This window comes from Pseudomonas sp. C2.3V, assembly GCF_058536325.1.
The window spans coordinates 2,358,448-2,376,307 of record NZ_JBZUBN010000001.1 but is presented as its reverse complement, the minus strand read 5'-3'; the positions used below and the strand labels follow the sequence as shown (position 1 = coordinate 2,376,307).

The 17,860-nt window shown below is 50.4% G+C and carries 20 protein-coding genes and 4 tRNA genes; 17 read left to right on the top strand and 7 right to left on the bottom strand.

Translation table 11 applies throughout. From position 1 onward, the window contains the following. From lolA to cysG, 5 genes are read left to right on the top strand one after another with little or no spacing between them, the layout of a single operon-like run. Positions 1 to 624 (top strand): outer membrane lipoprotein periplasmic chaperone LolA, encoded by a 624-nt coding sequence (gene lolA / locus AC4LF3_RS11250; protein WP_010794655.1) that lies wholly within the window; start codon positions 1 to 3, stop codon positions 622 to 624. A 9-nt stretch (positions 625 to 633) separates the two neighbouring features. Next, positions 634 to 1,962, top strand: a complete 1,329-nt coding sequence (locus tag AC4LF3_RS11245) for a replication-associated recombination protein A (protein WP_073450179.1) — start codon at positions 634 to 636, stop codon at positions 1,960 to 1,962. After that, positions 1,959 to 2,333, top strand: coding sequence for a fluoride efflux transporter CrcB (crcB, locus tag AC4LF3_RS11240; protein ID WP_010794653.1), 375 nt, complete (start codon positions 1,959 to 1,961; stop codon positions 2,331 to 2,333). The genes AC4LF3_RS11245 and crcB overlap by 4 nt, the downstream gene beginning before the upstream one ends. A gap of 13 nt (positions 2,334 to 2,346) precedes the next feature. Continuing rightward, positions 2,347 to 3,627, top strand: coding sequence for a serine--tRNA ligase (gene serS / locus AC4LF3_RS11235; RefSeq protein ID WP_404627934.1), 1,281 nt, complete (start codon positions 2,347 to 2,349; stop codon positions 3,625 to 3,627). Further along, the gene (cysG, locus tag AC4LF3_RS11230) at positions 3,627 to 5,018 is read left to right on the top strand and encodes a siroheme synthase CysG (protein ID WP_491835327.1); all 1,392 of its coding nucleotides are present in this window, start codon (positions 3,627 to 3,629) and stop codon (positions 5,016 to 5,018) included. The genes serS and cysG overlap by 1 nt, the downstream gene beginning before the upstream one ends. On the opposite strand, the gene AC4LF3_RS11225 is transcribed toward cysG, so the two are convergent. Genes AC4LF3_RS11225 through AC4LF3_RS11195 form a run of 7 tightly spaced genes read right to left on the bottom strand, consistent with a single transcriptional unit; the run spans position 5,015 to position 9,094 of the window. After that, positions 5,015 to 6,022, bottom strand: a complete 1,008-nt coding sequence (locus AC4LF3_RS11225; RefSeq protein WP_434134411.1) for a glutathione S-transferase family protein — start codon at positions 6,020 to 6,022, stop codon at positions 5,015 to 5,017. The two genes, cysG and AC4LF3_RS11225, sit on opposite strands and share 4 nt — an antisense overlap. A gap of 30 nt (positions 6,023 to 6,052) precedes the next feature. Beyond that, entirely contained in the window at positions 6,053 to 7,024 is a 972-nt protein-coding gene (locus tag AC4LF3_RS11220) for a glycosyl transferase family protein (protein WP_491835326.1), read from the bottom strand. After that, complete coding sequence (locus AC4LF3_RS11215) at positions 7,021 to 7,335, bottom strand: TusE/DsrC/DsvC family sulfur relay protein (RefSeq protein WP_219653035.1); 315 nt, start codon at positions 7,333 to 7,335, stop codon at positions 7,021 to 7,023. The genes AC4LF3_RS11220 and AC4LF3_RS11215 overlap by 4 nt, the downstream gene beginning before the upstream one ends. Continuing rightward, positions 7,332 to 7,631 carry a sulfurtransferase complex subunit TusB gene (gene tusB, locus AC4LF3_RS11210; RefSeq protein ID WP_037029547.1) on the bottom strand — a complete coding sequence of 100 codons (300 nt, stop codon included), beginning with the start codon at positions 7,629 to 7,631 and terminating at the stop codon, positions 7,332 to 7,334. The genes AC4LF3_RS11215 and tusB overlap by 4 nt, the downstream gene beginning before the upstream one ends. Next, positions 7,628 to 7,987 (bottom strand): sulfurtransferase complex subunit TusC, encoded by a 360-nt coding sequence (tusC, locus tag AC4LF3_RS11205; protein WP_010794646.1) that lies wholly within the window; start codon positions 7,985 to 7,987, stop codon positions 7,628 to 7,630. Before tusC ends, tusB begins: the two co-directional genes overlap by 4 nt. Beyond that, entirely contained in the window at positions 7,987 to 8,379 is a 393-nt protein-coding gene (tusD, locus tag AC4LF3_RS11200) for a sulfurtransferase complex subunit TusD (protein ID WP_037029544.1), read from the bottom strand. Before tusD ends, tusC begins: the two co-directional genes overlap by 1 nt. Positions 8,380 to 8,425: 46 nt before the next feature. Next, the gene (locus AC4LF3_RS11195) at positions 8,426 to 9,094 is read right to left on the bottom strand and encodes a Bax inhibitor-1/YccA family protein (RefSeq protein ID WP_010794644.1); all 669 of its coding nucleotides are present in this window, start codon (positions 9,092 to 9,094) and stop codon (positions 8,426 to 8,428) included. Positions 9,095 to 9,218: 124 nt separating this feature from the next. On the opposite strand from AC4LF3_RS11195, the gene AC4LF3_RS11190 reads away from it, so the two are divergent. From AC4LF3_RS11190 to pheS, 12 genes are all read left to right on the top strand, one after another. Continuing rightward, positions 9,219 to 9,308 (top strand) — tRNA-Ser (locus tag AC4LF3_RS11190). A gap of 132 nt (positions 9,309 to 9,440) precedes the next feature. Beyond that, positions 9,441 to 10,085 (top strand): response regulator transcription factor GacA, encoded by a 645-nt coding sequence (gene gacA / locus AC4LF3_RS11185; RefSeq protein ID WP_010794643.1) that lies wholly within the window; start codon positions 9,441 to 9,443, stop codon positions 10,083 to 10,085. A 1-nt stretch (position 10,086) separates the two neighbouring features. After that, complete coding sequence (gene uvrC, locus AC4LF3_RS11180; RefSeq protein WP_150347195.1) at positions 10,087 to 11,913, top strand: excinuclease ABC subunit UvrC; 1,827 nt, start codon at positions 10,087 to 10,089, stop codon at positions 11,911 to 11,913. A gap of 32 nt (positions 11,914 to 11,945) precedes the next feature. Next, complete coding sequence (gene pgsA / locus AC4LF3_RS11175) at positions 11,946 to 12,503, top strand: CDP-diacylglycerol--glycerol-3-phosphate 3-phosphatidyltransferase (protein ID WP_122042363.1); 558 nt, start codon at positions 11,946 to 11,948, stop codon at positions 12,501 to 12,503. A gap of 64 nt (positions 12,504 to 12,567) precedes the next feature. Next, a tRNA-Gly gene (locus tag AC4LF3_RS11170) sits at positions 12,568 to 12,643 on the top strand. A 41-nt stretch (positions 12,644 to 12,684) separates the two neighbouring features. After that, positions 12,685 to 12,758, top strand: a tRNA-Cys gene (locus tag AC4LF3_RS11165). A gap of 125 nt (positions 12,759 to 12,883) precedes the next feature. Then, positions 12,884 to 12,970: transfer RNA gene (locus AC4LF3_RS11160), tRNA-Leu, on the top strand. Between the two features lie 668 nt (positions 12,971 to 13,638). Then, the gene (thrS, locus tag AC4LF3_RS11155; RefSeq protein WP_491835325.1) at positions 13,639 to 15,561 is read left to right on the top strand and encodes a threonine--tRNA ligase; all 1,923 of its coding nucleotides are present in this window, start codon (positions 13,639 to 13,641) and stop codon (positions 15,559 to 15,561) included. Then, entirely contained in the window at positions 15,561 to 16,112 is a 552-nt protein-coding gene (gene infC, locus AC4LF3_RS11150; protein WP_010794563.1) for a translation initiation factor IF-3, read from the top strand. The genes thrS and infC overlap by 1 nt, the downstream gene beginning before the upstream one ends. A 61-nt stretch (positions 16,113 to 16,173) precedes the next feature. Then, positions 16,174 to 16,368, top strand: coding sequence for a 50S ribosomal protein L35 (rpmI, locus tag AC4LF3_RS11145; protein WP_010794562.1), 195 nt, complete (start codon positions 16,174 to 16,176; stop codon positions 16,366 to 16,368). A 26-nt stretch (positions 16,369 to 16,394) separates the two neighbouring features. Then, positions 16,395 to 16,751: a 50S ribosomal protein L20 gene (gene rplT, locus AC4LF3_RS11140; protein WP_010794561.1), complete on the top strand. Its 357-nt coding sequence runs from the start codon at positions 16,395 to 16,397 to the stop codon at positions 16,749 to 16,751. Between the two features lie 94 nt (positions 16,752 to 16,845). After that, a complete protein-coding gene (pheS, locus tag AC4LF3_RS11135) occupies positions 16,846 to 17,850 on the top strand; it encodes a phenylalanine--tRNA ligase subunit alpha (protein WP_074830316.1) in 1,005 nt (334 codons plus the stop codon). The last annotated feature ends 10 nt before the right edge of the window (positions 17,851 to 17,860 follow it).

Genomic DNA, 17,860 nt, shown 5'->3' with positions numbered 1-17,860 from the left:
ATGCGATTGACTCGCTTGTTTGCCCTGGCAATTACAACTTTTCTAAGCGTCTCGGCTCAGGCTGCATCGGATGCAGCGGACCGTCTGTCCCAGTATCTGGAGAAAGCGCAGACCATGACGGCTCGCTTTTCCCAGCTGACTCTAGATGGCTCCGGGACCCGTCTTCAGGAGACTGCGGGTAATTTGAGTCTCAAGCGGCCAGGTCTTTTTCGTTGGCATACAGATTCTCCCATGGAGCAGTTGCTGGTGTCTGATGGGCAAAAGGTATGGCTATACGATCCAGACCTTGAGCAGGTGACTATTCAGAAGCTGGATCAGCGCCTAACCCAGACGCCTGCGTTGCTATTGTCCGGTGATGTGTCGAAGATTGAGGACAGTTTTACAATTACCTACAAGCAAAGCGGTAACGTGACTGATTTTGTGCTCAAGCCTAAAACCAGCGATACGCTGTTTGACAGCTTGCGCCTCTCATTTCGCGGTAACGTAATCAACGATATGCAGCTGATCGATAGCGTCGGTCAACGCACCAATATCCTGTTCTTCAACGTAAAAATGAATGAGCCGGTAAACGCCTCGGAATTCGTGTTTGAAATTCCTAAAGGTGCCGACGTCATTCAGGAGTGATCCTGCCCCATGGATCTATTCCGCGCAACGCCAGTGGCTCAGCCGCTGGCTGCTCGTATGCGTGCCACCACCCTGGACGAATACGTTGGCCAGCAGCATTTGCTTGCCCGAGGAAAACCTCTGCGAGAAGCACTGGAGCAGGGCGCGCTGCATTCAATGGTTTTCTGGGGCCCACCAGGCGTCGGCAAGACGACATTGGCGCGTTTGCTGGCTGAAGTCAGCGATGCTCATTTCGAGACGATCTCGGCGGTTCTTTCCGGTGTAAAGGAGATCCGTCAGGCTGTTGAGATAGCCCGGCAGCAGGCTGCTCAGTATGGGCGTCGAACCATATTGTTCGTTGATGAAGTTCACCGCTTCAATAAATCCCAGCAAGATGCGTTTCTTCCCTATGTGGAAGACGGCACCCTTTTGTTTATTGGAGCGACGACTGAAAACCCTTCTTTTGAACTTAATAATGCGCTTCTTTCGAGAGCACGTGTTTATGTTCTCAAAAGCCTGGATGAAGAGGCCTTAACTCAGCTTACCAATCGAGCGTTGTTTGAAGACAAGGGCCTTGGTAAGCGCCGGTTAAGCCTTCCAGAGGAAAGTCGGAAGATTTTATTGGCCGCTGCCGATGGAGATGGCCGCAGATTACTCAATCTACTTGAAAATGCGGCCGATTTGGCTGAAGACGGCTCAGACATAAGCCCGGATCTTTTACAAAGCTTGCTTGGTGATGGGCGCCGCCGTTTCGATAAAGGCGGTGAAGCGTTTTACGATCAAATTTCTGCGTTGCATAAGTCTGTTCGGGGTTCTAATCCCGACGCAACCTTGTATTGGTACGCCCGTATGATCGATGGAGGCTGCGATCCGCTCTACATTGCTCGTCGTGTTGTGCGGATGGCCAGTGAAGATATCGGTAATGCCGATCCGCGTGCATTATCAATCTGTCTTTCTGCCTGGGATGTCCAAGAGCGGTTGGGCAGCCCGGAGGGTGAGCTTGCTATTGCGCAGGCCCTTGTTTACTTGGCCTGTGCGCCTAAAAGCAATGCGGTATACAAAGCTTTCAACATGGCAATGGCAGATGTCAGGCAGAATGGCTCTCATGAAGTTCCTGTACATCTTCGCAATGCGCCAACCAAGCTAATGAAGTCGTTGGGGTATGGTGAGGAGTATCGCTATGCACATGATGAACCTGATGCATATGCGGCAGGTGAAGATTATTTTCCCGAGGATAAGGCGCCGGTTCATTACTACGAGCCTGTACCACGCGGTTTAGAGCTCAAAATTCGTGACAAGCTCAGTCATTTGGCTGACTTGGATAGGGCCAGTCTGCGCCAGCGGCGGAAAGCGCCATGACACCCATGATCCTGGCTATCGCAGCGGGTGGTGTACTAGGCACTCTGTTGCGATTTATCACGACATCCTGGATAACGGCGAGCTGGCCTAAGCATTTCTACATGGGCACATTGATCGTCAACTATGTGGGCTGCTTGCTTATCGGTGTTTTATACGGTCTTTTCCTTATTCGACCTGATGTGCCTGCGGAGCTAAGAGCAGGGCTTATCGTTGGCTTTCTAGGTGGCTTAACAACTTTTTCTTCCTTTTCCCTTGATACATTACGCTTGCTGGAAGGTGGCCAGGCTTTGCTTGCCATTGGATATGCCACGGCCAGCGTCGTAGGTGGTTTGCTTGCTACGTGGGCAGGCCTGTCATTGACAAAACTCTGATACGAGAAAAAACATGCTTGATGCAAAACTGGTACGTACACAGCCTCAGGAAGTGGCAGAACGCCTTGCCGCGCGTGGTTTCACGCTTGATGTACAGCGCATCGAATCCTTGGAATCAACTCGCAAGTCTGTGCAAACACGTACCGAGGAGCTTCAGGCTGAACGTAACAGTCGATCAAAGGCCATTGGTCAAGCCAAGGCGCGCGGTGAAGACATCGCGCCGCTTCTGGCCGATGTGGACCGTATGGGAGGCGAGCTGGAGACCGCCAAGCGTGAGCTGGACGTGATTCAGTCTGAATTGGATGCTCTGCTGCTGGGGCTGCCTAACTTGCCACATGAGTCCGTTCCAGTGGGCACCAGCGAGGAGGAGAACGTAGAGGTTCGCCGTTGGGGCACTCCTAAGCGTTTTGACTTTGAAGTTAAGGATCATGTAACCCTGGGTGAAGCTCATGGTTGGTTGGATTTTGATACGGCCTCTCGCTTCTCGGGTGCTCGCTTTGCCTTGATGCGAGGCCCTATAGCCCGTCTACACCGTGCATTGGCGCAGTTTATGATCAATCTGCATACGGGCGAGCATGGTTACGAGGAGGCTTACACACCTTATCTTGTCCAGGCCGAAACCTTACAAGGCACAGGGCAGCTTCCTAAGTTTGAGGAAGATCTGTTCAAGGTTCCGCGTGACGGTGAAAGTCCGCTTTATCTGATCCCGACTGCGGAGGTCACATTGACCAATATCGCAGCGGGCAGGATTTTGGATGCCAAGGCACTGCCTATTCAGTTGGTAGCCCATACCCCATGCTTCCGTAGCGAGGCGGGTGCTTCCGGACGCGATACGCGGGGCATGATCCGTCAGCACCAGTTCGATAAGGTTGAAATGGTACATATCGTTGAGCCTGCAAAATCTTTCGAGGCGTTAGAGGCTCTGACAGGTCATGCTGAGCGTGTTCTGCAACTTCTAGAGTTGCCCTATCGTGTGCTTGCTCTCTGCACTGGCGATATGGGCTTCAGTGCCACCAAAACGTATGACCTTGAAGTATGGATTCCGAGTCAGGATAAATATCGCGAGATTTCTTCCTGCTCTAACTGCGGTGATTTCCAGGCGCGCCGTATGCAGGCTCGGTGGCGTAACCCGGAAACGGGCAAGCCAGAGCTCGTACATACATTAAACGGCTCGGGCTTAGCAGTGGGTCGTACGTTAGTGGCTGTGCTAGAAAATTATCAACAAGCCGATGGAACCATTCGCGTACCGGAAGTCCTCAAGCCGTACATGGGTGGCGTTGAGGTTATTGGCTGATGGAGTTCTTGCCACTGTTTCACAATCTGAGCGGCCGCCCTGTACTGATTGTTGGTGGAGGTGAGGTCGCTTTACGCAAGGCGCGTTTACTTAAGGATGCTGGGGCAATGCTCAAGGTTGTTGCGCCACGCATTCATCCGGCCATGCGAGAATTGATTGAAAATGGTGGCGATTCGTTGATCGAGCGGCCCTACCAGGCAGATGATATGGGTGGGGCCGTCCTGGTTATTGCTGCAACCGATAATGAAGACCTTAACATCCAGGTTTCGGCCCAAGCCAAGGCGATAGGTGTGCCAGTTAATGTGGTGGACTCTCCTTCACTGTGCACTGTTATCTTTCCTGCAATTATTGACCGCTCACCTTTGATTGTCGCGGTTTCGAGCGGGGGAGATGCGCCTGTCTTGGCTCGGCTTGTACGAGCCAAACTAGAGAGTTGGATACCTGCTGCATATGGTGAGCTAGCCGGCCTGGCTAAGAAATTTCGTTCTAAGGTTAAGCGCCGTTTTGGTGATGTCCAGGCGAGGCGCGTTTTCTGGGAAGAGGTATTCCAAAGCGAAATTGGCGAAAAGGTACTCGCTGGCCAGCCTCAAGTAGCTGAGCGTTTGCTTGAAGAGAAACTTTGTAACGCATCCTCAAGCATTAAGGGCGAAGTCTATCTGGTGGGCGCGGGACCGGGCGATCCTGACTTGCTGACATTCAGGGCTTTACGCCTCATGCAGCAGGCCGATGTAGTCTTATACGATCGCTTGGTTGCTCCCGCTATCCTGGATATGTGTCGTAGAGACGCTGATAGAATCTATGTAGGCAAAAAAAGGGCTGAGCACGCGGTTCCGCAAGAAGAAATCAATCAGCTTTTAATTGATTTGGCCGGTCAAGGTAAGCGTGTCCTAAGACTTAAAGGCGGCGATCCGTTTATCTTTGGGCGCGGGGGCGAAGAAATTGAGCGTCTGGCTGCCCATGGGATCGGATTCCAGGTAGTGCCGGGTATTACAGCTGCCAGTGGCTGTGCGGCCTATGCCGGTATACCGTTGACGCACAGAGACTATGCCCAATCTGTACGCTTTATCACAGGCCATTTAAAAAATGACACGTGTGATTTGCCATGGAGTGATTTGACCTCTCCGGGGCAAACGTTGGTTTTTTATATGGGGTTGGTTGGGCTACCAATCATTTGCGAGCAGCTTATCAAGCACGGGCGTGACGCTTGTACGCCGGCCGCCTTGGTTCAGCAAGGCACCACCTCAAGTCAGCGTGTATTTACGGGAACGCTGGCAGATTTACCTGTTCTCGTAGCGCGCCATGAGGTTCATGCGCCTACGCTAATAATCGTAGGTGAGGTCGTAACCTTGCGTGAAAAGCTGGCCTGGTTCGAAGGCCAATCGCATCCTTAACGGTCACGCTGCCATAAACCTACAGCGGGCAACTGCTCTCGATCGTGAGGCGACGTTAAGTCGAGTGCTGGCCCTTTGGGAATGATCCCGTTAGGGTTAATCGTTTCGTGACTGCCATAATAGTGATGCTTGATATGCTCAAAGTTGACAGTCCCTGCAATGCCTGGCCACTGATAGAGCTCCTTCAGCCATCCCTGAAGGTTAGGGTAGTCTGTAATGCGGCGTAGATTGCATTTGAAGTGTCCGTAATAGACTGAGTCGAACCGTATTAATGTTGTAAAAAGTCGCCAATCTGCTTCTGTCAGGTATTTTCCTGTCAGATAGCGATGCCTGCTCAGGCGATTTTCTAGTTGATCAAGAGTAGTAAACAGCTCTTCAAAGGCGAGTTCGTAAGCGTACTGCTCTGTTGCAAATCCAGCCTTATAAACACCGTTATTCACCTTGGCATAGATAAGCTCGTTAAGTGAGTCGATGTCTTGCTGTAATGGTTCTGGATAAAAATCGATGCTGTTGCCTGTCAGTCCGTCAAATGCATGATTCATCATGCGGATGATATCGGCAGACTCATTGTTAACGATGCACTTATGCTTGTTATCCCAAAGCATTGGTACTGTAACGCGACCTGTGTAATGAGGTGTAGCCTCTAGGTAGCGCTCATAAAGGAACCGCTTGGCTTCATCAAGTGTGTCACCCGTTGAGCCGAGCGTTTGATCAAAAGTCCATCCTTTGTCCTTCATAAGCCAACTAACAACGGATACGTCGATAATACTCTCAAGGCCTTTAAGCTTTCGGAAAATAAGGGTGCGATGAGCCCAGGGGCAGGCTAGAGAAATATACAAGCGGTAGCGGTTAGGCTCTGCCTCGAAGCCTGCCTCGCCTGTAGGGCCAGGCTCACCAGTGGACGTTACCCAGTGTCTGAACTGGGCGCTTTCCCGCTTGAAGCTTCCATCTTCGCCGGTGTCGTACCAGCGGTCCTGCCATTTGCCTTCTATCAATAGGCCCATCGGCTCCTCTCCATATTGTGGAGCCGTCTATTAGTGACGTTGGCTCCAGTAATCTTTTGCCTTGGCTAGAGCGGCTTCCCGGCTGTGGCCAAGCGCTCTCAAACCCAAGGCTATCGTAGAAAGAACGGCCAGTTCGCCGTAGGCATCGTTTGCTTTGCCGGTCCATACATCTAATAGATGATTGGCATCCAGCCGCTCAGGTTTGACGTGTCTTCTTTCTGAAAGTGCAGGCCAGGCTTCATTCCATTCAGTGCCGTACTCTGTGCCATAGAGATGAAAATCATTGTCTGGGTTGACTTCAATTTCACCGCCTTCGCCTTTAATCACGATAGCCTTGTCGCCTAATAGGCGGCTGGCTTCACGGTGAATGGGTTGATAGCCTGGGTGAAAGATACTTTGCAGGATGCAAGTTGCGTTGAGCGGATTTAACAGTCTGACCAGCGAATGAATAGGCGAACGCAATCCCAACGTGTTGCGTAAGTTGATCATATGCTGCAAGGCAGGCATCCAGTTTTCCAGTGGCATAAACGCCAGGTGGTCTTTATTTAAAGCTTCCTGTGTCTGGTGCCAATCGTTACAAAGATGAATACCCAGCGTTTCTAGAACCTGCTCAGTATATAGTCGTCCTGCTGTATGAGCGCCGCCGCCGTGAATCAGAATCCGCACACCATGGGATGACAGGCATTTGGTGGCAAGCAGAAACCATGGTAAGTGGCGTTTTTTACCTGCATAGCTAGGCCAGTCCAGATCTACTGGAATGGTCGGGGCGTTGAGATGTGCTCGAATAGCATCGGTAAAGCCGGCAAGCTCTTCTGCGCTTTCTTCCTTGTGTCGAAGCAGCATAAGAAAAGCGCCGAGTTGAACATCCTCGACATTTCCCTCAAGGATCATCTCCATGGCGCACTGGGCTTCTTCGCGAGTTAGGCTGCGTGAACCGCGTTTACCTTTGCCGAGTATGCGTATGAATTGAGCAAAGGGATGTTCTTCATGCGTCGTTATCATAAGCAATTAGTCGGTTTTGGAAGTCCTGCCAGCTTGGCTGCTAGCTTGGCGGGGCTTCCTTTGAAAAGGAGATTCAAATGAAGGCTGTTACCCTTCTCGGGACCTAAGGTTTGCGCAATATATTTAATCAGCGGACGATTAGCTGGGGAAAGCTGGAACTCAGTATAGAAATCTCTGAGTGCATGAAGGATTTCCCAATGTTCAGGCGTCAGAGAGAGATCCTCCCGCAGAGCCAGTTCCTCAGCTATTTCAACGGACCAGTCTTCCAGATCCAGTAAATAGCCTTCCTTGTCAACATTGAGTGCAGTCATGGCCAGCTATGTACCTTGTCATAAGCTACACAAAGAGCCACAAAACGATCATAGTCAATCATTTCAAAACGAGATGTTTCTCTGAGTCCACGGGCCTCGACATCTTCTTGAAGAGCAAAGCCTTTGACGCCGGTTTGAAGTGTTTCAAGCAGAGCCGCTGTTCGCGAGCTTTCTTGTAGCAGGTATGTAGCGTCGCCCATTAATAAAAGTGCATCCTGCTCCGCAAGTAGCGGTAGGGCGCTGTCTAGCATCCTGCTCTGGAAAGGCGAAGCCAAGATAAGGTGAAGCGTCTTCACAGTGTAATCACCATGTCGTGCTGATTTAAAAGCAGCCGAGCCTCTTCGGTAGATAGGATCTCAACTTCCAGTTCAAGCGTTGATTGCATTACGTTGCGCTCCAGTAAGCTGCTTTCCAATGCATACAGTTTGTCTACGCCGAACAAGGGAAGAGCTTGTAGATTAGCGGTCAGATCTTTTTGCTCAAGATGTGAAGCGGCCTGAGAGGGTTGTAATTGGAAAACACCGTCATCCATAAAGAGCATGGCAATGGGTAAATCGAAAGCGCCGCCTGCTAGGGCAATGTCTAGGGCTTCTCGGGCTGCCATGCCCGACCATGGCGCTTGCCGACTAATAATGAGCAGCGACTTTGCCATTAAATGTCTCCAAAGCAAATGAGGCGATCGGCTTCCTGTGCAGCCTCATGAAGCTGCCCTAGACCAGAAAGCTGCCAGGGCTCGTAAAGGTTGGCACTCTGGCGCCCATGGCGATGAGCCTCTTCCGAGCTCAGAATGCCGCGCCGTAAAGCGGCAGAAATGCAGACGACTGAATCCAGCTTGTTTTGCTGAATGAATAAGCCCCATTGGCCCGCCCAGTCTTGCTCATCTTGAGGCGTTACGATGGATGAAGAGGCATTGTGTACTCCATCCTGATAGAAAAAAAGACGAGTGATTTCATGGTGCGCGGACAACACGGCCTCAGCAAACCGAAGGGCTCTTCGGGAGGAGGGCGAGTGAGGTGCGGAAAATACAACGATAGCAAATTTCATAAATAAAAAAGGCCCGCCGAAGCGGGCCTCTCCAGTGCACGTCTCGTTAATCATTGCTGCTGGCAAAGCCTAGCAATTGAAGCAGGCTGACAAACAGATTGTATATCGAGACGTATAGGCTGATGGTAGCCATGATGTAATTATCTTCCCCGCCATGGATGATGGCGCTGGTTTGGAACAGAATTGCTGCCGAGGCAAACAGTACAAAGCCCGCACTGATCGCAAGCTGCAAGCCGCTGATATTCACAAAGAACGACAGCGCTATTGCGCCTAGCAATATCCAGAATCCGGCCATTAGAAAGCCCGACAAAAAGCTCATGTCTTTGCGGGTAATCAGTGCATATGCCGACAGGCCAAAGAAGACTAGGGCAGTCATGCCTAAGGCAGAAGAAATGATGCTTCCGCCATTAGGCAGGCCCAGATACATATTCAGTATCGGGCCTAGGGTGTAGCCCATGAAGCCGGTAAGCGCAAACGTGCTGACCAGCCCCCAGCCACTGTTACGCAATTTCACAGTGAGAAAGAACAGACCATAAAAGCCGATCAGAACTACAAAAATGTTGGGATATGCAACACGCATCTGCTGCGAGACGTAAGCTACCAAGCCACTGAAGGCCAGCGTCATTCCCAACAGAGCATAGGTATTGCGCAGCGTGCGACTAATGTCGCGCCGTTCGGCAACCGCAGGGTTGAAGGCATATTGACGCTCGTTCATAACGACACTCCTAATGTGGTCGAAACCTATTCATACCATAAGATAATAACAACTCCTTGAAAAAAAATAGATTTAAGTGTTTGACAGCGTGTTTCGTTCGGGTAATATTGCGGCCCGCACCTGCGGAGGTGTGGCCGAGTGGTTTAAGGCAACGGTCTTGAAAACCGTCGAAGGGGAGACTCTTCCGTGAGTTCGAATCTCACCGCCTCCGCCATCTTCTTGCTCCAAGTCATCGTGCGTTTATCTCTGACTTGTGTATAGTCGCTACACATTCTTTCGCATTTATTAGCTTGAGACGAGTCTTAGGCTTGTAATTGGCTTATGCATCAGCGTTATGAGGTGCACGGTGATTAAAGTGCTGGTGGTCGACGACCATGATCTGGTAAGGGCCGGTATTATCCGTATGTTGGCGGATGTCGATGGCATTCAGGTCATTGGTCAGGCAGATTCTGGCGAGAATGGATTAAAGCTTGTCAGAGAGTTAAAGCCTGATGTGGTCCTCATGGACGTCAAGATGCCAGGCATCGGCGGCTTGGAAGCTACTCGAAAGCTTCTTCGTAGTCATCCCGAGGTAAAGGTCATTGCAGTAACGGCATGTGAGGAAGATCCCTTTCCGACTCGTCTGTTGCAGGCTGGGGCTTCTGGTTATCTTACAAAGGGTGCGGATATCCAGGAGATGATTACTGCTATACGTCATGCATTTGGCGGTCAGCGATACATAAGCGCTCAGATTGCTCAGCAGTTAGCGCTAAAGTCTTTTCAACCTCAAAGCAATGGCTCGCCGTTTGATCTTCTTTCAGAGCGCGAAATCCAGATCGCATTGATGATTGCTAATTGCCATAAGGTTCAGGTGATCTCCGATAAGCTTTGCCTGTCGCCCAAGACCGTTAACACCTATCGTTATCGTATTTACGAGAAACTCTCCATTACCAGTGATGTGGAGCTGGCTTTATTGGCAGTTCGTCACGGGATGGTAGACGCTACGAGTTGAAATGACCGAAACGTTTGATCCTTCTGCTTTTCTTTCTGGCTGCAGTTCTCGGCCAGGTGTTTATCGAATGTTCGACGAAAGCTCCAAGGTGCTTTATGTCGGAAAAGCAAAGAATCTCAAAAAGCGCCTTTCGAGTTACTTCCGCAAAACTGGCTTGGCTCCCAAGACAGCGGCGTTAGTAGCAAAAATTTCCCAGATTGAGATAACTATTACTGGGAATGAGACAGAGGCGCTTCTGCTTGAGCAGAACCTTATCAAGCAGTTACGCCCCCCTTACAATATTCTCCTTCGGGATGACAAATCCTATCCTTATGTCTTTCTGTCAACTGAAGATGAATTTCCTCGGCTTGCTATCCATAGAGGCGCTAAAAAGGAACGGGGCCGCTATTTCGGTCCGTATCCGAGTGCGGGTGCTATCCGAGAAAGTCTGAATCTCTTGCAAAAGGCATTTATGGTGCGCCAGTGTGAGGACGGTTTTTTCAAGAACCGTACTCGCCCCTGTCTTCAATATCAAATCAAGCGCTGCAAGGGTCCGTGCACCAATATGGTTTCCCGAGAGGAATATGCTGAAGATGTTCGTCATTCGGCTATGTTCCTGGAAGGGCGGAGCAATGCCTTGGCTGAAGAGCTAAGTGCAGTTATGGAAAAGGCTGCCATGGCTTTGGATTTTGAACGGGCCGCCGAGCTGCGTGATCAAATTGCCTTAGTGCGACGAGTGCAGGATCAGCAGCATATAGAGGGTGGGAGCGGGGATGTAGATGTTATCGCTGCGATGGTGAATCCAGGTGGTGCGTGCGTTCATCTAATCACTGTGCGTGGCGGCCGTGTTCTTGGTAGCAAAAACTTTTTCCCGCAGGTTGCGATTGAGGAGGAGCCCCATGACGTTCTTCTTGCATTTTTGGAACAGTATTATCTTGCTCATATGGAGCGGGATTTGCCCGATGAAGTCATCGTAAATACCGTTCATGAGGACTTCCCAACCCTCATAAGTGCCTTTAACGAATTGCATTCTCGAGGTCTTGAGATCTCGCATCGTGTTCGAGGCACTCGTGCCCGCTGGCAGCAATTGGCTGTGACAAATGCTGAGCAGGCGCTTAATACTCGGCTTGCTAATCGCCAGCATATGGCTGCTCGTTTTGAGGCGCTTACGGATGTGTTGGGGTTGGCTGAGGCGCCACAAAGGTTGGAGTGCTTTGATATTAGCCACTCAAGTGGGGAGGCTACAGTTGCTTCCTGTGTGGTGTTTGGTCCTGAGGGGCCTATTAAATCCGATTATCGCCGATACAATATTGAGGGTGTCACGGCAGGTGATGATTATGCTGCCATGCATCAGGCGTTAACCCGTCGTTTCAGTAAGCTCAAGGATGGGGAGGGTAAAATGCCTGATATCTTACTGGTGGATGGCGGTAAGGGGCAGTTGGCAATGGCTCGTGATGTGCTTCAAGAGCTGGCGGTTCCGGATCTCGTCTTGTTGGGTGTGGCTAAGGGTGTGACTCGCAAGCCAGGTTTGGAGACACTCTATCTGAATGATCCCTCTAATGAGTTCAGCTTGCCGGGTCACTCTCCTGCATTGCACCTGATACAGCAGATTCGTGACGAGGCGCATCGCTTTGCTATTACGGGGCATCGAGCAAGAAGAGGGAAGGCGCGTAGGACATCTACACTTGAAGATGTTGCAGGAGTAGGGCCGAAGCGGCGTAGAGAGCTGCTTAAGTACTTCGGAGGCCTGCAAGAGCTTAATCGTGCAAGTGTCGATGAGATAGCCAAGGCGCCAGGAATTAGCAAAAAACTAGCTGAGCAGATTTATGCTGCACTGCACAGTGAGTAGAATGTCCAGACATTCATATATTTCCTGTGCCAATGAACATTCCTAACCTGCTTACTGTTCTGCGCGTTCTGCTCATTCCTTTCTTTATTGCTCTGTTTTACCTGCCGGTTTCTTGGAGCTATTGGGCGGCGAGTTCAGTGTTTGCCTTGGCTAGTTTTACTGATTGGCTGGATGGCTACTTGGCTCGTCGATGGAAACAGAGTACTCCATTCGGAGCTTTCCTGGACCCGGTTGCTGACAAGCTCATGGTTGCGGTGGCCTTGGTGCTTCTGGTGCAGGAACATGCCACTATTTGGTTAACGTTGCCTGCTACCATTATTATTGGTCGAGAAATTGTAGTGTCAGCCCTTCGTGAGTGGATGGCAGAATTAGGGGCGCGAGCTCAAGTAGCTGTATCTAGTCTTGGAAAATGGAAAACAGCGGCGCAGATGGTGTCTTTGATTGTGCTGTTGGCTAATCCTCCTCAACTGACGTTCTGGGTTTTGACAGGGTATGTTCTTCTGATCATTGCGGCTGCGCTTACGCTTTGGTCTATGTGCAGTTATCTGCTTGCGGCTTGGCCGCATCTGAGCATAACGAAGAAAAAATAACTTTTTTGAATCAATGAGTTGACAGCGTCGTTGGATTGTATAGAATGGCGCCCGTCACCAAGACGCGGGAATAGCTCAGTTGGTAGAGCACGACCTTGCCAAGGTCGGGGTCGCGAGTTCGAGTCTCGTTTCCCGCTCCAGTTTGTCAGTCAGCTCCGCTTTGATTGGGGTTGGCTTATGAGGCCGGGTGGCAGAGTGGTCATGCAGCGGATTGCAAATCCGTGTACGCCGGTTCGATTCCGACCTCGGCCTCCACTATGTAGCCCTGCAGATCTAGCGGTCTGTAGGGCTTTTTATTTTTACTTTGTTGTTCGCTGTGCTGGCTAAGTTGGATTGTTTGCTATCTATCCCTAGCTAAATGCTCAGTGTAGAGCGCTACCGCCCGGATGGCGAAATCGGTAGACGCAAGGGACTTAAAATCCCTCGGAGGAAACTCCGTGCCGGTTCGATTCCGGCTCCGGGCACCAGTTGTAATAAGGGCTTGACTTGATTGGTCAGGCCCTTATTTTTTTGGGGCAAGGTCTGGCTGCTTTATAGTGGCAATCGGCCTACTATCTGCTCAAACATTCTTTTATTCGTGAAGTAACCCTTTGAAAAGCGCCAGGCAATGGGCTTTCCTTCGTCTGTTTTCAATGTAATTGAAAACACCGTTGAATCTAGCGCCCTTGCTAACAACGCGTAGTCTTTCAGGCTTATTCTTACAATCGGTATGTCTGGAATGATCACGGCAAGTCGATCCCGCTTTGGTTATGCGAGTTATCGGCCTGTGTTGGCTATTCTTCAGTTTCAATCAATAGTTTTTACAGCTACGGCATGCCAAAAGTGATCTTTGATCAAGTGCCCAGGTGATGGCTTGCTTTCAAGTTGTGCTGCGTGAAAACCACTAGGTAGCTAGACTGATTAGCTTGGTGTGGAGGGCTAATATTTTTAGGTATGGCCTAATGCTTGGTTGTATAGCTAATCATTTTCTGAAAGCATATATATTCTTTGTTGCTCCAGTGATCCTTCATCGATTAATTGAAAAGTGCATAGGCCTGCCATCGTTCGGTAGGATATATAATTCGATGCTGTAGCTTACTGGCTCATCCGAACCATGTGGCCCTTGGTATGGGTCACCACTGTTAAAGGAGGCGCCATGCCCACTATTACTCTTCCCGACGGTAGCCAACGTTTATTCGATCATCCTGTTACAGTCACAGAGGTCGCTCAGTCTATAGGCGCTGGATTAGCGAAAGCTACTCTGGCAGGCAAAGTAGATGGACGTCTGGTGGATGCTTGCGACGTTATTGATCATGACGCGTCCCTGCAAATTATTACGCCTAAAGATGAAGAGGGTTTGGAGATCATCCGTCACTCTTGTGCTCATCTGGTTGGTCATGCTGTAAAGCAGCTGTTCCCGACAGCGAAGATGGTAATTGGTCCTGTTATTAATGAGGGATTCTATTACGACATCTCGTATGAGCGTCCTTTTACGCTGGATGATCTGGCTGCTATCGAGGCGCGGATGCGTGAGTTGATCGATAAGGACTACGACGTCATCAAGCGTATGACTCCGCGAGAGCAGGTTATCGAGACGTTTAAAGCGAGAGGGGAAGATTACAAGCTCCGCTTGATTGAAGATATGCCTGATGAAAAGGCAATGGGGTTGTATCATCATGAGGAGTATGTGGACATGTGTCGTGGTCCGCATGTGCCCAATACCCGCTTTTTGAAGGCATTTAAGCTAACGAAGCTGTCTGGTGCCTACTGGCGTGGCGACTCCAAAAACGAACAGCTGCAGCGTGTCTATGGTACGGCTTGGGCCGATAAAAAGCAGCTGGCAGCTTATATTCAGCGCATTGAAGAAGCTGAAAAACGTGACCACCGCAAGCTGGGCAAGCGGCTGGATCTCTTCCATACTCAGGAAGAGGCGCCAGGAATGGTGTTCTGGCATCCTAACGGCTGGACTGTTTATCAGGCGCTTGAGCAGTACATGCGCCGTATTCAGCATGAAAACGGCTACTCCGAAATCCGTACGCCACAAGTTGTGGATCGTTCCCTTTGGGAAAAGTCCGGCCACTGGGCTAACTATGCCGACAATATGTTTACGACTGAATCGGAAAGTCGTGACTATGCTATCAAGCCAATGAATTGTCCTTGCCACGTACAGGTATTTAATCAGGGGCTCAAGAGTTACAAGGAGCTGCCTCTTCGTCTGGCAGAGTTTGGCGCTTGTCACCGTAATGAGCCATCAGGCTCTTTACATGGCATTATGCGTGTCAGAGGGTTCACTCAAGATGATGCTCACATTTTCTGCACAGAAGACCAAATGCAGGAAGAGGCGGCTGCTTTCATTAAGCTTACTTTGGCGGTTTACGCTGATTTCGGATTCACTGATATACAACTGAAGCTTTCTACCCGTCCTGAAAAGCGTGTTGGCTCAGATGACTTGTGGGATCAGGCAGAATCAGCATTAGCTGCGGCGCTTGATCATGCAGGGCTGGCCTATGACTTGCAGCCGGGAGAAGGTGCATTCTACGGTCCAAAAATTGAATTTTCTTTGAAGGACTGTCTGGGTCGAGTATGGCAATGCGGTACGCTACAGCTTGATTTTAATTTGCCGTCTCGTCTCGGGGCTGAATACGTCAGTGAAGATAATAGCCGTAAGCACCCAGTAATGCTGCATCGTGCTATCCTTGGTTCCTTTGAGCGATTCATCGGTATTTTGATTGAGCATTACGAGGGATCTTTCCCGGCGTGGCTTGCTCCAACTCAGGCAGTGGTCATGAATATCACTGACAAACAGGCCGATTTCGCTAACGAAGTGGTGCAAATTCTTGATCAAAGCGGTTTCCGAGCTAAAGCTGACTTGAGAAACGAGAAAATCGGCTTTAAAATTCGGGAGCATACTTTGCTCAAGGTTCCCTATCTTCTTGTTATAGGTGATCGGGAAGTTGAATCAAGAGCCGTGGCTGTACGCACGCGTGAAGGTGCTGATCTGGGCTCAATGCCTATTGCGGACTTCAAGGAGCTTCTAGCTCAAGCAGTTGCTCGTCGCGGTCGACAAGAATTGGAGTAATGACTATTAAGCGTGAAATGAGACAGGATAAGCGAACTCAACCCAAGGCTCCGATCAACGAGAATATCTCGGCTCGTGAAGTCCGGTTGATTGGTGCTGACGGCCAACAGATTGGCGTCGTCTCGATTGATGAAGCGCTACGCGCTGCTGATGAAGCCAAGCTGGACTTGGTGGAAATTTCCGCCGATGCAGTACCTCCTGTGTGCCGCATCATGGATTATGGCAAGCATCTTTTCGAGAAGAAGAAGCAGACCGCAGCAGCGAAAAAGAACCAAAAACAGGTTCAGGTAAAAGAAATCAAGTTTCGTCCAGGGACGGAAGAAGGGGATTACCAGGTAAAACTACGCAACCTGGTACGTTTCCTTAATGAGGGGGACAAGGCCAAGGTATCCTTGCGATTCCGTGGTCGTGAGATGGCTCACCAGGAGCTGGGTATGGAGCTGTTAAAGCGGGTCGAGGCTGACCTTGCTGAATACGGTGCCGTAGAACAGCATCCTAAGATGGAAGGACGCCAGCTAATTATGGTCATCGCCCCCAAAAAGAAAAAGTAACCACCAGGGCACTGGCAGGCCTTGCGGTTATGCGTAATCACCCAATGCGGAGTATATGAACATGCCAAAGATGAAAACCAAAAGTGGTGCAGCGAAGCGTTTTAAAAAGACCGCTTCCGGCTACAAGCACAAGCACGCGTTCAAGAGTCACATCTTGACCAAAATGACCACCAAGCGTAAGCGCCAGCTGCGTGGTACATCTCTGATGCACCCGTCTGACGTTCAAAAAGTTGAGCGCATGCTGCGCGTTCGTTAATCGGTCACAAGGTAAAGGTATAACTCATGGCTCGTGTTAAGCGTGGCGTAATTGCCCGTCGTCGTCATAAAAAAATTCTGAAGCTGGCTAAAGGTTACTACGGTGCTCGCTCTCGCGTGTTCCGTGTTGCCAAGCAGGCTGTGATCAAGGCAGGCCAATACGCCTATCGTGACCGCCGTCAGCGCAAGCGTCAGTTCCGCGCCCTATGGATCGCTCGTATTAATGCTGGTGCTCGTATGAACGGTCTGTCTTACAGCCGTTTCATCGCTGGCTTGAAGAAAGCGGCCATTGAGATCGACCGTAAGGTTCTGGCCGATCTGGCGGTAAATGAAAAAGTAGCGTTCGCTGCGATTGTCGAGAAAGCTAAAGCTTCTTTGGCTTAAGCCCTGCGTCAATCAGGGCCTTGGCCCGACAGTAACGTCACCAGTAGGGGAAGGGCCTAAAGCTCTTCCCCTATTTTGTATCTGGAGTCAGTGAATGGAAAACCTGGAGGCACTGGTCAGCCAAGCGTTGGAGGCCGTGCAGCAAACTGAAGACACGACTGTTCTTGAACAGCTACGGGTTGGCTACCTAGGAAAAAAAGGTGAGCTTACCCAGGTCATGAAGACGCTGGGCAATCTGCCTGCAGAAGAGCGGCCGAAAGTCGGTGCGCTGATCAATGCGGCTAAAGAGCGTGTGCAAGATGCGCTTAACGCCCGCAAACAGTTTTTAGAAGAATCCGCTTTGGCTGAAAAATTAGCAGCGGAGCGGGTTGACGTAACGTTGCCTGGCAGAGGGCAAACAACGGGTGGTTTGCACCCTATCACCCGTACTTTGGAACGTATCGAGCGACTTTTTACAGGTATTGGTTACAGCGTGGCTGAGGGCCCTGAAATCGAAGACGACTACCATAACTTCGAGGCGCTTAATATTCCAGGTCACCACCCGGCTCGTGCTATGCACGATACTTTTTATTTTAATGCTACACGTCTACTGCGTACGCATACCTCACCCGTGCAGATTCGTGTCATGGAGCAGCAGCAGCCTCCGATTCGTATCATCTGCCCAGGCCGAGTTTATCGCTGCGATTCCGATCAGACGCACTCGCCGATGTTTCATCAGGTAGAAGGGCTTGTGATTGATGAGAAGGTCAGCTTTGCCGACCTCAAGAGCACGATAGTGGGTTTTCTGCGCGAGTTTTTTGAAGAAGACCTAGAGGTCCGCTTCAGACCCTCTTATTTTCCATTCACTGAGCCTTCTGCAGAAGTCGACATCCGTCGACATGTCAATAAGGACGGCCAGCTGACCCCTAGCTGGCTTGAAGTCTTAGGTTGCGGAATGGTGCACCCTAACGTGTTGCAAATGGCGGGTATCGATCCTGAGAAATATCAGGGCTTCGCGTTTGGTATGGGCGTTGAGCGCCTAGCCATGCTGCGTTACGGCGTAAATGACTTACGGCTGTTCTTCGATAACGACCTGCGCTTCCTGGCGCAATTCCGCTAGCTTTAATAGG

Excerpts from the sequence above, each read along its gene's own strand:
- lolA (WP_010794655.1), top strand. The coding sequence starts at position 1 with ATGCGATTGACTCGCTTGTTTGCCCTGGCAATTACAACTTTTCTAAGC.
- AC4LF3_RS11245 (WP_073450179.1), top strand. The coding sequence starts at position 634 with ATGGATCTATTCCGCGCAACGCCAGTGGCTCAGCCGCTGGCTGCTCGT.
- crcB (WP_010794653.1), top strand. The coding sequence starts at position 1,959 with ATGACACCCATGATCCTGGCTATCGCAGCGGGTGGTGTACTAGGCACT.
- serS (WP_404627934.1), top strand. The coding sequence starts at position 2,347 with ATGCTTGATGCAAAACTGGTACGTACACAGCCTCAGGAAGTGGCAGAA.
- cysG (WP_491835327.1), top strand. The coding sequence starts at position 3,627 with ATGGAGTTCTTGCCACTGTTTCACAATCTGAGCGGCCGCCCTGTACTG.
- AC4LF3_RS11225 (WP_434134411.1), bottom strand. The coding sequence starts at position 6,022 with ATGGGCCTATTGATAGAAGGCAAATGGCAGGACCGCTGGTACGACACC.
- AC4LF3_RS11220 (WP_491835326.1), bottom strand. The coding sequence starts at position 7,024 with ATGATAACGACGCATGAAGAACATCCCTTTGCTCAATTCATACGCATA.
- AC4LF3_RS11215 (WP_219653035.1), bottom strand. The coding sequence starts at position 7,335 with ATGACTGCACTCAATGTTGACAAGGAAGGCTATTTACTGGATCTGGAA.
- tusC (WP_010794646.1), bottom strand. The coding sequence starts at position 7,987 with ATGGCAAAGTCGCTGCTCATTATTAGTCGGCAAGCGCCATGGTCGGGC.
- tusD (WP_037029544.1), bottom strand. The coding sequence starts at position 8,379 with ATGAAATTTGCTATCGTTGTATTTTCCGCACCTCACTCGCCCTCCTCC.
- AC4LF3_RS11195 (WP_010794644.1), bottom strand. The coding sequence starts at position 9,094 with ATGAACGAGCGTCAATATGCCTTCAACCCTGCGGTTGCCGAACGGCGC.
- uvrC (WP_150347195.1), top strand. The coding sequence starts at position 10,087 with ATGACCGAAACGTTTGATCCTTCTGCTTTTCTTTCTGGCTGCAGTTCT.
- pgsA (WP_122042363.1), top strand. The coding sequence starts at position 11,946 with ATGAACATTCCTAACCTGCTTACTGTTCTGCGCGTTCTGCTCATTCCT.
- thrS (WP_491835325.1), top strand. The coding sequence starts at position 13,639 with ATGCCCACTATTACTCTTCCCGACGGTAGCCAACGTTTATTCGATCAT.
- infC (WP_010794563.1), top strand. The coding sequence starts at position 15,561 with ATGACTATTAAGCGTGAAATGAGACAGGATAAGCGAACTCAACCCAAG.
- rpmI (WP_010794562.1), top strand. The coding sequence starts at position 16,174 with ATGCCAAAGATGAAAACCAAAAGTGGTGCAGCGAAGCGTTTTAAAAAG.
- rplT (WP_010794561.1), top strand. The coding sequence starts at position 16,395 with ATGGCTCGTGTTAAGCGTGGCGTAATTGCCCGTCGTCGTCATAAAAAA.
- pheS (WP_074830316.1), top strand. The coding sequence starts at position 16,846 with ATGGAAAACCTGGAGGCACTGGTCAGCCAAGCGTTGGAGGCCGTGCAG.